The organism is Bradyrhizobium zhanjiangense (assembly GCF_004114935.1).
Lineage (GTDB): Bacteria > Pseudomonadota > Alphaproteobacteria > Rhizobiales > Xanthobacteraceae > Bradyrhizobium > Bradyrhizobium zhanjiangense.
In genome coordinates, this window is the sequence record NZ_CP022221.1 from 8,830,611 (window position 1) to 8,843,801 (window position 13,191).

12 protein-coding genes are annotated in these 13,191 nt (G+C 65.7%); 9 read left to right on the forward strand and 3 right to left on the reverse strand.

Annotated features, from left to right (window positions below):
• The first annotated feature begins 54 nt into the window (after window positions 1-54).
• Genes cpaB through XH85_RS42270 form a run of 7 tightly spaced genes read left to right on the forward strand, consistent with a single transcriptional unit; the run spans window position 55 to window position 7,825 of the window.
• Complete coding sequence (gene cpaB, locus XH85_RS42240) at window positions 55-852, forward strand: Flp pilus assembly protein CpaB (RefSeq protein ID WP_164934716.1); 798 nt, start codon at window positions 55-57, stop codon at window positions 850-852.
• An 11-nt stretch (window positions 853-863) separates the two neighbouring features.
• On the forward strand, window positions 864-2,339 hold the full coding sequence (locus XH85_RS42245) for a type II and III secretion system protein family protein (RefSeq protein ID WP_164939414.1): 1,476 nt from the start codon (window positions 864-866) through the stop codon (window positions 2,337-2,339).
• A gap of 20 nt (window positions 2,340-2,359) precedes the next feature.
• Window positions 2,360-3,094 carry a CpaD family pilus assembly protein gene (locus tag XH85_RS42250; RefSeq protein WP_128936640.1) on the forward strand — a complete coding sequence of 245 codons (735 nt, stop codon included), beginning with the start codon at window positions 2,360-2,362 and terminating at the stop codon, window positions 3,092-3,094.
• Complete coding sequence (locus XH85_RS42255) at window positions 3,091-4,359, forward strand: CpaE/TadZ family protein (RefSeq protein WP_128936641.1); 1,269 nt, start codon at window positions 3,091-3,093, stop codon at window positions 4,357-4,359. The genes XH85_RS42250 and XH85_RS42255 overlap by 4 nt, the downstream gene beginning before the upstream one ends.
• Before the next feature lie 21 nt (window positions 4,360-4,380).
• Window positions 4,381-5,850, forward strand: a complete 1,470-nt coding sequence (locus tag XH85_RS42260) for a TadA family conjugal transfer-associated ATPase (RefSeq protein ID WP_091881232.1) — start codon at window positions 4,381-4,383, stop codon at window positions 5,848-5,850.
• 13 nt (window positions 5,851-5,863) lie between these two features.
• The gene (locus tag XH85_RS42265; protein WP_128936642.1) at window positions 5,864-6,841 is read left to right on the forward strand and encodes a type II secretion system F family protein; all 978 of its coding nucleotides are present in this window, start codon (window positions 5,864-5,866) and stop codon (window positions 6,839-6,841) included.
• 9 nt (window positions 6,842-6,850) lie between these two features.
• Window positions 6,851-7,825: a type II secretion system F family protein gene (locus XH85_RS42270; RefSeq protein WP_128936643.1), complete on the forward strand. Its 975-nt coding sequence runs from the start codon at window positions 6,851-6,853 to the stop codon at window positions 7,823-7,825.
• Window positions 7,826-7,879: 54 nt separating this feature from the next.
• Here the strand turns inward: XH85_RS42270 and XH85_RS42275 are convergent, their stop codons facing one another.
• Complete coding sequence (locus XH85_RS42275) at window positions 7,880-8,692, reverse strand: tetratricopeptide repeat protein (RefSeq protein WP_128936644.1); 813 nt, start codon at window positions 8,690-8,692, stop codon at window positions 7,880-7,882.
• A gap of 243 nt (window positions 8,693-8,935) precedes the next feature.
• On the reverse strand, window positions 8,936-9,139 hold the full coding sequence (locus XH85_RS42285) for a hypothetical protein (RefSeq protein WP_128936646.1): 204 nt from the start codon (window positions 9,137-9,139) through the stop codon (window positions 8,936-8,938).
• A 195-nt stretch (window positions 9,140-9,334) separates the two neighbouring features.
• Between XH85_RS42285 and XH85_RS42290 the strand changes: the two genes are divergently transcribed.
• Together XH85_RS42290 and XH85_RS42295 are read left to right on the forward strand one after the other, a co-directional pair.
• The gene (locus XH85_RS42290) at window positions 9,335-10,708 is read left to right on the forward strand and encodes a leucyl aminopeptidase family protein (protein ID WP_128936647.1); all 1,374 of its coding nucleotides are present in this window, start codon (window positions 9,335-9,337) and stop codon (window positions 10,706-10,708) included.
• Window positions 10,701-11,543 carry a C40 family peptidase gene (locus XH85_RS42295; protein WP_128936648.1) on the forward strand — a complete coding sequence of 281 codons (843 nt, stop codon included), beginning with the start codon at window positions 10,701-10,703 and terminating at the stop codon, window positions 11,541-11,543. The genes XH85_RS42290 and XH85_RS42295 overlap by 8 nt, the downstream gene beginning before the upstream one ends.
• A 6-nt stretch (window positions 11,544-11,549) precedes the next feature.
• Here XH85_RS42295 and XH85_RS42300 read toward each other — a convergent pair whose 3' ends face one another.
• On the reverse strand, window positions 11,550-13,187 hold the full coding sequence (locus XH85_RS42300; RefSeq protein ID WP_128936649.1) for an ABC transporter ATP-binding protein: 1,638 nt from the start codon (window positions 13,185-13,187) through the stop codon (window positions 11,550-11,552).
• Between the last annotated feature and the right edge of the window lie 4 nt (window positions 13,188-13,191).

The window sequence follows — 13,191 nt, forward strand, 5'->3', positions numbered from 1 at the left end:
ACTGCCGATCACGGCGGCGGCAGCGTCGCGGCGTTTTGTTGGAAAGTGAAGCGTATGAATAGGGCACGCATTGTCGTCCTGACCGTCGCCATCTGCGCCGGCGGCGTCGCCGCGTACCTGGCGAGCGGCACGGACAATTCTGCGCCGCCTCCGGCTCCGGTCGCACAGCTTCCGACCGTCGACGTCCTGGTCGCCAAGAACGACATCGGTCTCGGCCAGACCGTGAAGCCGGAAGACGTGCAATGGCAGACCTGGCCGGCCGCGACCGCCAGCGCCACTTTCATCCGCCGCAACGAGCGTCCCGAGGGCGTGACCCAGGTGACCGGCTCGATCGCGCGCGCTCCCTTCATTCAGGGTGAGCCAATCCGCGACCAGAAGCTGGTCAAGGCCGAGGGCTCCGGCTTCATGGCGGCCATCCTGCCGAGCGGCATGCGGGCGATCTCGACCGAGATCTCGCCGGAGACCGGCGCAGGCGGCTTCATCCTGCCCAACGACCGCGTCGATGTGATCCTCACGCGCCGCCTCAAGAATCCGGACCAGAGCAACGGTGCTCCGGACATCGTCACCTCCGAGATCATCCTGACCAACATCCGCGTCCTGGCCATCGACCAGGCGCCGAAGGAGAAGGACGGCCAGAACACGGTGGTCGGCAAGACCGTGACCTTGGAGCTCAATCCCGCGCAGACCCAGGCGCTTTCGTCGGCCCGCCAGGCCGGAACGCTGTCGCTGGCGTTGCGCAGCATAGCCGACGTCAAGATGAGCGAGATCACGCTCGACGAATCCGCACAGAAGCGCGACGGCGTTTCGATCATTCGCTACGGCATTCCAAGTCAGACGGCGAAAGCAAGATGAAGGCAGTCGATATGAAATGCAGGGCAAATCTGGCGACGATGCGAACCTCACTGGTTCGCGCCCTGTCGTTTTCGGCCGCCCTCGCGCTGACGCTCAACCCGGCCCTCAGCCCGGTGGTCGCCGCCGACTACCGTCCCATGGCGCCGGTCGCGGCCGACGGCCAGATGAACGCGCGTTTCCTCTCGCTCGGCATCGGCAAGTCTGTCGTGATCGACCTGCCGCGCGACATCAAGGACGTGCTGGTCGCCGACCCCAAGATCGCCAATGCCGTGGTCCGCTCGGCGCAGCGCGCCTACATCATCGGCGCCACCGTCGGCCAGACCAACATCGTGTTCTTCGATTCCGCCGGCCAGCAGATTGCGGCCTATGACATCGCGGTCAAGCGCGACCTCAACGGCGTGCGGGCCGCGCTGAAGCAGATCCTGCCCAATTCCGACATCCAGATCGACGGCCTCGGCGACGGCATCGTCCTGACCGGCACGGCGGCGAACCCGTTGGAAGCGCAGCAGGCCAACGATCTCGCCGCACGGCTCGCCGGCAGCGCCGACAAGGTGGTGAACTCGATCGTGGTCCGCGGCCGCGACCAGGTCATGCTGAAGGTGACGGTGGCCGAAGTCCAGCGCAACATCGTCAAGCAGCTCGGCATCGACCTCTCCGCGAACCTGAACTACGGCACCTCTGTGGTGAGCTTCTCCAACTCGAATCCGTTCACGGCTCTCGGCAAGAACCTCGTGGACGGCAACAACCTGACCACGAAGTTCGGCGCGACGCCGACCGTGCAGGCCACCCTGCGCGCGATGGAGACCGCGGGCGTGATCCGTACGTTGGCCGAGCCGAACCTGACCGCGATCTCCGGCGAGTCGGCGACCTTCATTGCCGGCGGTGAATTCCCGGTGCCGGCAGGCTATGCCTGCGATCCCGTCACGCATGTCTGTACCACCCAGATCAGCTTCAAGAAGTTCGGCATCTCGCTCAACTTCACCCCCGTGGTTCTGAGCGAGGGCAAGATCAGCCTGCGCGTGATGACCGAGGTCTCGGAACTGTCGAACGAAAATGCGATCACGCTGTCCCAGGCCGTGAGCGCGACGTCGGTGAACTCGCTGACGGTGCCCTCGATCCGGACCCGCCGCGCCGAGACCTCGCTGGAAATTCCCTCGGGCGGCGCGATGGCAATGGCTGGCCTGATCCAGCAGCAGACCAAGCAGGCGGTCAGCGGGCTGCCGGGGCTGATGCAGCTCCCGGTCCTCGGCACGCTGTTCCGCAGCCGCGACTTCGTCAACAACGCAACCGAACTGGTCGTGATCGTGACGCCCTATGTCGTTCGCGCGGTCGCGCAAAAGGACCTGTCGCGGCCGGATGACGGCTTCGCCGCCCCGGCCGATCCGCAGGCCGAGTTGCTCGGCAACATCAACCGCATCTACGGCGTGCCTGGCCGGACCGAACCGGCCAGGAATTACCGCGGCACCTACGGCTTCATCACCGACTGAAGCGGAACGGGGACTTCACGATGATCACAAGACCACCCCAGCTTCGCAGACGCGCCATCCGCCTCGGTGGCGCGCTCGTCGGCATGGCGCTCGCGCTCGGCGGCTGCCAGCACGACGAAGCCGTCACCGCCTCCATTCCAGACGATTACAAGCAGCGCCATCCGATCGCGATCGAAGAGCAGGACCGCTCGATCGTCGTCTTCGTCGGCCACGCGCGCGGCGGCTTGACCGCTGCCCAGCGCGCCGACGTCATGGGCGTCGCCTCGGCCTGGCTGCACGAGGGCACCGGCGCCATCCGGATCGACATGCCATCCGGCACGCCCAACGCGCGACCGGTCGCGGACACCATGCGAGAGATCCAGGCGATGCTGGCGGCGGCAGGCGTTCCGCCGCGCGGCATCAACGTTCACCCCTACCAGCCGGAAGACAGGCGCTTCCTGCCGCCAATCCGACTCACTTACTCCAAGATCGCCGCGGTCGCGGGCCCCTGCGGCCTGTGGCCGGACGACATCGGCCCCTCGATCAAGAACAAGAGCTGGTTCGAGAACAAGGACTATTACAATTACGGCTGCGCCTATCAGCGCAACCTCGCGGCGATGGTCGACAATCCGTCGGACCTCGAGCAGCCGAGGGCGGAAACGCCGCCCTATATAGCGCGTCGCACCACGGCCTTCGAGAAGTATCGCAAGGGGACGACGACGGCGACCCTCCATCCCGAAGCCGACAAGGCCAAACTCAGCGACACCGGCAAATGATCAGCTACGCTCGCCAGCCTCAAGAAGAGCAGCCGGAAACACCGCCCCCGCCGGTCGAGGAGCATATTGCGCCCTCGCCGCGTGTCTCGGTGCAGGCTTTCTGCGAGACCGTGGAGACCGCTGCCGCGGTGCAGTCGGCCGGCGAGGATCGCCGTCTCGGCAAGGCCCATCTGAAGATCCAGATGGGCGGCATGGCGGCGGCGATCGAAGCCTATCGCTCCGCCCCGACACCGAACGTAATCGTGCTCGAAAGCGACGGTCGCAGCGACCTCCTGGGCGGGCTCGATCAGCTCGCTACCGTCTGCGATGCCGGCACCCGCGTGGTGGTGATCGGCCGCATCAACGACGTCATGCTCTACCGCGAGCTCGTGCGCCGTGGCGTCAGCGACTACGTGCTCGCGCCGGTCGGCGCGATCGACGTCGTGCGCTCGATCTGCAACCTGTTCTCGGCGCCGGAAGCCAAGGCGGTCGGCCGCATCATCGCCGTGGTCGGCGCCAAGGGCGGCGTCGGCGCTTCCACCATCTCCCACAATGTCGCCTGGGCGATCGCTCGCGATCTTGCGATGGATGCGGTCGTCGCCGATCTCGACCTCGCCTTCGGCACCGCCGGGCTGGACTACAACCAGGACCCGCCACAGGGCATTGCCGACGCCGTGTTCTCACCCGATCGCGTCGATACGGCCTTCATCGACCGCCTGCTATCGAAATGCACCGACCATCTCAGCCTGCTGGCGGCGCCCGCGACGCTCGACCGGGTCTATGACTTCGGCTCCGACGCCTTCGATTCCGTGTTCGACACGCTGCGTTCCACCATGCCCTGCATCGTGCTCGACATCCCGCACCAATGGTCGGGCTGGACCAAGCGCGCCTTGATCGGAGCCGACGACATCCTGATCGTGGCCGCGCCCGATCTCGCCAATTTGCGCAATACCAAGAACCTGTTCGATCTGTTGAAGGCCTCGCGCCCCAACGACCGGCCGCCGCTCTACTGCCTGAACCAGGTCGGTGTCCCGAAACGGCCCGAAATCGCCGCCACGGAATTCGCCAAGGCGATCGAGAGCCAGCCGGTCGCGTCGATCCCGTTCGAGCCGCAGATCTTCGGCTCGGCGGCCAACAATGGCCAGATGATCGCGGAGATCTCGGCCAATCACAAGTCGATCGAGATGTTCCTTCAGATCGCCCAGCGCCTGACCGGCCGCAGCGAGACGAAGAAACAAAAGTCGTCCTTGTTTTCACCCCTGATTGAGAAGTTGCGGGGAAAATAAGCCGCCGCATGGAGTTGTTAAGTGTTCGGTAAGCGTAGCGGAACAGACACCGATTTTCGGGCTCCCAAGCCCGGCGCCGTGTTGCCCGAGCCTTCCCAGGCTCCGGCGGCGACGGTGTCGCGCGCCCCGCTCCCGCCGGCCGTCGCCTCACCATCGCTTGCCCCTGCCAAGGCGCCGCCGCCTCCCGCCATGGAGAGCCGGCGCTCGGACAATTATTACGAGGTCAAGGCGACCATCTTCGGTGCACTGATCGAGGCCATCGACCTCGCCCAGCTCGCCAAGCTCGATTCCGAGTCCGCCCGCGAGGAAATTCGCGACATCGTCAACGAGATCATCGCGATCAAGAACATCGTGATGTCGATCGCCGAGCAGGAGGAACTGCTCGACGATATCTGCAACGACGTGCTCGGCTATGGCCCGCTGGAGCCTCTGCTCGCGCGCGACGACATCGCCGACATCATGGTGAACGGCGCCGGCACCGTCTTCATCGAGGTCGGGGGCAAGATCCAGCGCACCGGAATCCGCTTTCGAGACAATCAGCAGCTCCTCAACATCTGTCAGCGCATCGTCAGCCAGGTCGGCCGGCGCGTCGACGAATCCTCGCCGATCTGCGACGCGCGCCTCGCCGACGGCTCCCGCGTCAATGCCATCGTGCCGCCGCTCGCGATCGACGGCCCCGCCCTCACCATCCGCAAATTCAAGAAGGACAAGCTGACGCTCGATCAGCTCGTCAAGTTCGGCGCGATCTCGCCGGAAGGCGCTGAGATCCTCCAGATCATCGGCCGGGTCCGCTGCAACGTGCTGATCTCCGGCGGCACCGGCTCGGGCAAGACGACGCTGCTCAACTGTCTGACCAACTACATCGAGCACGACGAACGCGTCATCACCTGCGAGGACGCGGCCGAGCTCCAGCTCCAGCAGCCTCATGTGGTCCGGCTCGAAACCCGCCCGCCCAACATCGAAGGCGAAGGCCAGGTCACCATGCGCGAGCTGGTGCGCAACTGCCTCCGTATGCGCCCCGAACGCATCATCGTCGGCGAAGTCCGCGGACCCGAGGCGTTCGACCTGCTTCAGGCCATGAACACCGGCCATGACGGCTCGATGGGGACGCTGCATGCCAACAATCCGCGCGAGGCGCTGTCGCGTTGCGAATCCATGATCACCATGGGCGGTTTCTCTCTGCCCTCGCGCACCATTCGCGAGATGATCTGCGCATCCATCGACGTCATCGTCCAGGCCGCGCGCCTGCGCGACGGCTCGCGCCGCATCACCCACATCACCGAAGTGATGGGCATGGAAGGCGACACCATCATCACCCAGGACATCTTCCTCTACGACCTGATCGGCGAAGACGCCAACGGCAAGATCATTGGCCGGCACCGCTCGACCGGCATCGGCCGCCCGAAATTCTGGGAACGCGCCCGCTATTACGGCGAAGAGAAGCGCCTTGCCGCCGCGCTCGACGCCGCCGAATTGGCGCCGACAACGTGAGCAGGTCAGCGTCATGAACATGCAGGTCCTCGCCCTCGCCTTTCTCGCCACGGCCGCCGTTGGCGGCATCGCCTGGGTCTTCCTCTATCCACTCCTGTCAGGGGAGCAAAAGGCCGAAAACCGCCGCGCTTCGATCGCGCGTGCCGACACGCCCGCAGCCAAGCAGACCGAGAAGAGCCAACGATCGCGCCGTGAGCAGGTCGAGACTTCGCTCAAGGATCTCGAGGCGCGGCGCCAGCAGGAGAAGAGAATCCCGCTCAGCGTCCGCCTCTCGCAGGCGGGGCTCGACTGGACCCCGCAGAAATTCTGGGTCGTGTCCGCCGTCGTGGCGGGCGTGCTGTTCGCGGCTGCTCTGTTCGTCGGAGGCGGCCTGCTCGGCGCCGCCGGCCTCGGCTTTGCCGGCGGCTTCGGCCTGCCGCGCTGGGCGCTGGGCTTCCTCAAGAAGCGTCGCGAGACCAAGTTCCTGGCGGCACTGCCCGATGCGGTCGACGTGATCGTCCGCGGAATCAAGGCCGGTCTGCCGCTGTTCGAGTCGATCAAGGTCGTCGCCGCCGATTCACCGGAGCCGCTGCGCAGCGAATTCCTCCAGATCATCGAGACGCAGGCGATCGGCATGCCGCTCGGCGAGGCCTGCTCGCGGCTGTATGACCGCATGCCGCTCCCAGAGGCGAATTTCTTCGGCATCGTGATCTCGATCCAGCAGAAGTCGGGCGGTAACCTCTCCGAAGCGCTCGGCAACCTCTCCAAGGTGCTGCGCGACCGCAAGAAGATGAAGGAGAAGATTCAGGCGATGTCGATGGAGGCCAAGGCCTCGGCCGGCATCATCGGCTCGCTGCCGCCGATCGTGATGTTCCTCGTCTATCTCACGACGCCGCACTATATCTCGCTGCTTTGGACCCACCCGACCGGCCAGCTGATGCTGGTCGGCTGCGTCGTCTGGATGTCGATCGGCGTCATGGTGATGAAGAAGATGATCAACTTCGATTTCTGACGGTGCCGTATGGTCGAGTTTCTCGTTTCGAAGCTACATGACGTCCGCTTCATGACCATGCTGCTGGCGGCCATTGCCGCCAGCGCCACCGTCTATACGCTGGTGATGCCGCTGTTTGCCGGCGAGGGACTCTCCAAGCGCATGAAGGCGGTGGCGAGCGAGCGTGAGCGCCTCCGGCAGCGCGAGCGCGAGCGCCTCAACAAGAGCGAGAAGGTGTCGCTGCGCCAGACGCCTAAGCAGCTCGTCTCCAAGGTGGTCGAGGACTTCAACCTCACCAAATGGCTCGCGCAGGAAGCCGCCCGCGACAAGCTCATCATGGCGGGCTACCGCGGCCAGGCACCCTACATCACCTTCCTTTTTGCCCGCATGGTCGCTCCGATCGGGCTCTTCATCGGTGCCGCCGTCTACGTCTTCTTGATCGCGCACATGAAGCAGGCGATGCCGATCAAGATCGGCATCTGCGTCGGCGCGGCCTATCTCGGCCTGCAGGCCCCGATGCTGTTCCTCAAGAACGCGATCTCCAAGCGCCAGCTCTCGATCAAGCGCGCCTTTCCCGACGCGCTCGACCTGCTGTTGATCTGCATCGAATCCGGCATGTCGGTCGAAATGGCGTTCCGGAAGGTCTCCACCGAGATCGTCGGCCAGTCGATTGCGCTGTCGGAGGAGTTCGCGCTGACCACGGCCGAGCTGTCCTACTTGCAGGACCGGAAGATGGCCTATGAAAACCTGGCGCGGCGCACCGGGCTCGAAGGCGTCAAGTCGGTCTGTCTCGCGCTTCAGCAGGCGGAGCGTTACGGTACGCCGCTCGGGCATTCGCTGCGCGTCATGGCGCAGGAAAACCGCGACATGCGCATGAATGAGGCCGAGAAGAAGGCCGCTGCGCTACCGCCGAAATTGACTGTGCCGATGATCCTGTTTTTCCTGCCAGTGCTGTTCGTCGTCATTCTCGGACCGACGGGCATCAAGATCACCGAGCTGCACTGATGCGAGAGACCGGCGCGCGGTCCGCCGGCGACGTCAAGTTCAAGATCAGGCCGTTCAATCGGGCTGGCTGAGCGAAGCGACCGGGGTCCGCTTCGGTGCGCCGCGCGGGGCGTCGTTGCGATTCAGCATTTCCTTGAGATAGGCGACGTTGGCCGCGGCTTGGTCCGGCGGCAGGTCCGCCTTGACGATGGTCTCGGCCTCGGCGAAGCGTCCTTGGAGGCCGACGACCAGAGCGAGATTCTGCCGCACCCGGGTGCTCGCGCGCGGCGAAGCGTAAGCCTGTCGCAGCGCCTCTTCGGCCTTGGGCAGGTTCCTCGTCAACATGTAGGACAGGCCGAGATTGGAGAGGACGCCGGGATCACCCGGCGCGATTTTCAGGGCGCTCGCATAATAGGAGCGCGCCTCCTCGTGCCGGCCCATCTGATCGAGCGCAGTACCCTGCACCGAGAGCAGATGCCAGTCCGGATTGTCGGGCGAATGCGCCTTCGACAACACGTCGAAGGCCTGCTGGAAATTGCCGTTGTCGGCGAGCGCGCGGCCGTACTGGGCGAGCAGCGGCTTGTTGCCGGGATTGGCGATGGTCGCCTGCTCGAGCACGGCGACGGCTTGGGCGCGCTGCCCGTTGGCGCGCAAGGCCTGGCCATAGGCGAGCGCGGCGCCGGCATCCTTGGGATTGGCACGATAGCGCTCGCCATAGACTTCGACAGCGCGCGCGGGATCGGCGGGAGCGGCTTCCGCCCGCGGCCCGACCGAGCCCGTGACCTCGGAGAGCTTCCACATGCCCGTGCAGCCGCCGAGGCCCATAGCCACTGCCGCGATCAGCGAGGTGGACGCAAGAAGCCGGGCAAGACTGAACCGTTGACGCATGACGCTTTGACTCTCGAGCCGATTGATCGAGCCGAACGCGCCAGCAATAGACTGTTAACCCTAACGGCCAGTTAACATCGGCCAAGTCACGCCGCTCACGGCAGCGTCTGCGGCGGCACCTTCCCGCCGGCCCCGAGATCGAGGCCGAGCACCTTCACCTGTTCGTTCAGGTCCCGCAGCAATTGCACTCTCCGTCGCGCAGTGAGTACGAGATCTGCCCGACGGCGGCTTCGTCCCGCCCGGTCAATATTCGATGGCGAGCCGCTTGCGGATTTCATCGATGCGCTTGTCCAGCGCATCGAACCGCGCGTGGACGGAGCGGTCGTGGAGATAGAAGACGTAGCCGCCGGCGAGGAACGCGAAGATCCAATGATGGTGCTCGACATAGCCGAAGATCGCCTCGATGGCCTGGCCGATGAACGTGACCACGCTCCACACGAATTCCATTGCAATTCCTCCCGGCAGGCTCGCCGGCCGCCGGCGAACTCCAACAGCTGGCGGCCGTCCTCGGAACCTAGCATGGCCCCCGCACTGCGAGTAGCGGCTCGCTGACCGGTGACAGCTAAGCCGATTGCGGCGGCGGCGAAACTCTGCGAAGTCTCGTTCCTACGACCTGCTTGATCTGATGATCCGGACCCGCCAATGCCTTCTGTCTTCGAGACGTCGCCCACCGCCATCCCGATCACCTTCGTTACCAAATCGAGCTGGGATCAGGTCGCTGAGGCGCTGCCGCCGGCGCAACGCCAGTTCGCCACCGCGAGCGCCTTTGCCTCCAAGCCCGGCGGCTATCTCGCGCTGCCCGCGCCGGATGGCGCAATTGCACAGGTGCTGTTCGGCCTCGAGGACGAGGGCGCCAGATCGCGCGACCTGTTCCGGCCGGGCGCCCTGCCCGGCCTGCTGCCGCCGGGCACCTATCGCTTTGCCAATGTGCCGCACGACGCACGGCTGGCGGCGCTCGCCTTCGCACTCGGCAGCTACCGCTTTTCCCGTTACCGCAAGGCTGACAGGCCCGACGTCCGGCTGGTGCCGCCGGATGGCGTCGAGGCGACCGAAATCGATCGCATGGCAGATGCGGCGATGCTGGCGCGCGATCTCATCAACACACCGGCCAACGACATGGGACCGGAGCAGCTCGCCGCAGCCGCACAAGCGCTCGCCGCCGAATTCGGCGCAAGCTTCGCCTGCACCATCGGTGAGGATCTGAAGACGAATTTTCCGCTGATCCACGCCGTCGGCATGGCCTCCAGCCGCGCGCCGCGGCTGATCGACATCGGCTGGGGCGATCCGGCTCATCCCAAGGTGACGCTGGTCGGCAAGGGCGTCTGCTTCGACACCGGCGGGCTCGACCTGAAGCCGTCGAGCGGCATGCTGATCATGAAGAAGGACATGGGCGGCGCCGCCAACGTGCTCGCGCTCGCACGCATGGTGATGGATGCGAAGCTGAAGGTGCGGCTGCGCGTGCTGATACCGGCCGTGGAAAACGCGGTCGCCGGCAATGCCTTCCGCCCGCTCGACATCTTCACCTCGCGCAAGGGCATCACGGTCGAGATCGGCAATACCGACGCCGAAGGCCGCCTCGTCCTCGCCGACGCGCTGGCGCTGGCCGATGAAGAGAAACCGGAGCTGCTGATCGACCTGGGCACGCTGACCGGCGCGGCGCGCGTTGCGCTGGGGCCGGATCTACCGCCCTTTTACACCAATGATGAGACGCTGGCTGCCGACGTTGCGCGCTGCGCGGTGAAGGAGAACGATCCGTTGTGGCGCATGCCGCTGTGGCCGCCTTACGATGCCTGGCTGGACTCCAAGACGGCGACCATCACCAACGCGCCCTCCGGCGGCTTCGCCGGCTCGATCACCTGCGCGCTGTTCCTGCAACGCTTCGTCGAGCATGCCAAGAGCTGGCTGCATGTCGACATCTATGGCTGGACGCCGTCGGCGAAGCCGGCGCGGCCCGAAGGCGGCGAGTGCCAGGCCGCGCGCGCCATCTACGCACTCTTGAGCGAACGCTATGCATGACCTGCGGCTGACGCCGGCGCGGGGCGACATCGCCGCGAAATATCTCGAAGGCAAGGTTGAGGCGGATCGCTTCGTCACCGGCGAGGAATTCGAGCTGGTCGAGGCGATCGCGCCGGTGCGCGAGCAGCCATCGTCGAACGCGATGCTGATGACGGAGGCGCTGCGCGGCGAGCGCGTCACCATTTACGACCGCAACGGCGAAGGCTGGGCCTGGGGCCAGCTCAACGGCGACGGCTATGTGGGCTGGCTGCCGGATGCAGCGCTCATGAAGCCCGCGGCCGCCCCGACCCACGTGGTCAGCGCGCTGCGAACATTTGCCTTCCCCGGCCCCTCGATCAAATTGCCGCCGGCGGACACGCTGGTGCTGGGATCAAATCTCACGATCGTGCGCGAGGACGGGCCCTTCGCTGTGACGCGCGAAGGAACGTTCTTACCGAAAACGCATCTTGCCCCGCTCGATCATCGCGAGCCGGATTTCGTCGCCGTCGCCGAGCGCTTCGCCGGCACGCCCTATCTCTGGGGCGGCAAGAGCAGTTTTGGCATCGATTGCTCGGGCCTCGTCCAGGTCTCGCTCACTGCTGCCGGCATCGGCTGCCCGCGCGACAGCGACATGCAGCAGGCCGGCCTCGGCCGCGCGCTGGAGCCGCATGAGTGGGGTAGCTTGGTGCGCGGCGATCTGATCTTCTGGAAGGGCCATGTCGCCATCGTCCGCGACGCCAGCTCCATGGTTCACGCCAATGCGCACCACATGGCGACCGTGATCGAGCCGATCGAGCCGGCGCTCGCGCGGATCACGCAAGCCGGCAGCGAGGTCGCCGCGATCAAGCGGCTCTGACGAACGCTACGTCGCAACCGCCCCATTCCCGGCCGTCTCCAGCCGGAACGCCGCGGCGAACAGCGCGCGGGTGTAATCCGTCTTCGGGTTCTTGAAGAGCTCGGCCGCCTGTCCCTCCTCGACCACCTTGCCGCCGCGCATCACGATGAGATGGCTGGCGAGCGAGGCGACGACGCGCAAATCGTGCGAGATGAACATGTAGGTGAGGTCGCGCTTGCGCTGGAGCTCGCGCAACAGATCGACCATCTGCGCCTGGAACAGCATGTCGAGCGCGCTAGTCGGCTCGTCCAGCACGACGAAATCCGGCTCCAGCACGACCGCGCGCGCGATGCTGATGCGCTGGCGCTGGCCGCCGGAGAATTCATGCGGATAGCGGTAGCGGGTGTCCGGCTTCAGCCCGACATCCTCGAGTGCCTTGACCACGCGCGCCTCGCGCTCCTCGCGCGAGAGATTCGGCTGATGCACGGAGAGGCCTTCGGCGATGATGTCGGCGACCGACATGCGCGGTGAGAGCGAGCCGAACGGATCCTGGAACACGATCTGCATGTCGCGCCGGAAGGGCCGCATCTCCTTGAAGCGCAGGCCCTGGATGTCCTTGCCCAGAAACACGATGCGTCCGTTCGAGGAGATCAGCCGCAGCAGCGCGAGTCCCAGCGTGGTCTTGCCCGAGCCGGATTCGCCGACGACGCCGAGGGTCTCGCCCTTACGCACGGCGACGCTGACGCCGTCGACCGCCTTGATGTGGCCCACCGTCTTGCGCATCAAGCCGCGCTTGATCGGAAACCACACCTTCAGCTCATTGGCCGACATCACCACCGGCGCACCCGGCTGCGGCGGCGCTGGATCGGGCTTCGGCTCGGCCGCGAGCAGGTCGCGCGTATAGGGATGCTTCGGGCTCCTGAAGACCTGCTCGACCGGCCCCTGCTCGACGATCACACCGCCCTTCATGACGCAGACGGTGTCGGCGATGCGGCGCACGATGCCGAGATCGTGGGTGATGAAGAGCAGGCTCATGCCGAGCCGCGAACGGATCTCGGCGAGCAGCGCCAGGATCTGCGCCTGCACGGTGACATCGAGCGCCGTGGTCGGCTCGTCCGCGATCAAGAGGTCGGGCTCGTTGGCGAGCGCCATTGCGATCATCACGCGCTGGCGCTGACCGCCGGAGAGCTGGTGCGGATAGCTCTTCAGCCGCGTCTCGGGCTCGGGAATGCCGACCTGGGTCAATAGCTCCAGCGTCCGCCTGCGCGCCTCGGCATTGCTGGTCGGGTTGTGCAGCTGGATGATCTCACCGATCTGCGCCTCGATCGTGTGCAGCGGATTGAGCGAGGTCATCGGCTCCTGGAAGATGATGGAAATGTCGCTGCCGCGGACCTCCCTCATCTGCTGCTCGGACTGATCGATCAGCTCCTGGCCCTTGAAGCGGATGCTGCCCGAGGGATGCGAGGCGTTCGGATAGGGTAGGAGCTTGAGGATCGAGAGTGCGCTGACCGATTTTCCGGAGCCGGATTCGCCGACCAGCGCGACGCATTCGCCGCGCTTGATCTGGAACGAGATCTTGTCGACCGCGAGCGTGGTGGAGCCGCCCTGGTGGAAGGTCACCGAGAGATCGCGCACGGCAAGCAGGGGCTGGTTGATCGCGTCCATTGGT

Excerpts from the sequence above, each read along its gene's own strand:
- cpaB (WP_164934716.1), top strand. The coding sequence starts at position 55 with ATGAATAGGGCACGCATTGTCGTCCTGACCGTCGCCATCTGCGCCGGC.
- XH85_RS42245 (WP_164939414.1), top strand. The coding sequence starts at position 864 with ATGAAATGCAGGGCAAATCTGGCGACGATGCGAACCTCACTGGTTCGC.
- XH85_RS42250 (WP_128936640.1), top strand. The coding sequence starts at position 2,360 with ATGATCACAAGACCACCCCAGCTTCGCAGACGCGCCATCCGCCTCGGT.
- XH85_RS42255 (WP_128936641.1), top strand. The coding sequence starts at position 3,091 with ATGATCAGCTACGCTCGCCAGCCTCAAGAAGAGCAGCCGGAAACACCG.
- XH85_RS42265 (WP_128936642.1), top strand. The coding sequence starts at position 5,864 with ATGAACATGCAGGTCCTCGCCCTCGCCTTTCTCGCCACGGCCGCCGTT.
- XH85_RS42270 (WP_128936643.1), top strand. The coding sequence starts at position 6,851 with ATGGTCGAGTTTCTCGTTTCGAAGCTACATGACGTCCGCTTCATGACC.
- XH85_RS42275 (WP_128936644.1), bottom strand. The coding sequence starts at position 8,692 with ATGCGTCAACGGTTCAGTCTTGCCCGGCTTCTTGCGTCCACCTCGCTG.
- XH85_RS42285 (WP_128936646.1), bottom strand. The coding sequence starts at position 9,139 with ATGGAATTCGTGTGGAGCGTGGTCACGTTCATCGGCCAGGCCATCGAG.
- XH85_RS42290 (WP_128936647.1), top strand. The coding sequence starts at position 9,335 with ATGCCTTCTGTCTTCGAGACGTCGCCCACCGCCATCCCGATCACCTTC.
- XH85_RS42295 (WP_128936648.1), top strand. The coding sequence starts at position 10,701 with ATGCATGACCTGCGGCTGACGCCGGCGCGGGGCGACATCGCCGCGAAA.
- XH85_RS42300 (WP_128936649.1), bottom strand. The coding sequence starts at position 13,187 with ATGGACGCGATCAACCAGCCCCTGCTTGCCGTGCGCGATCTCTCGGTG.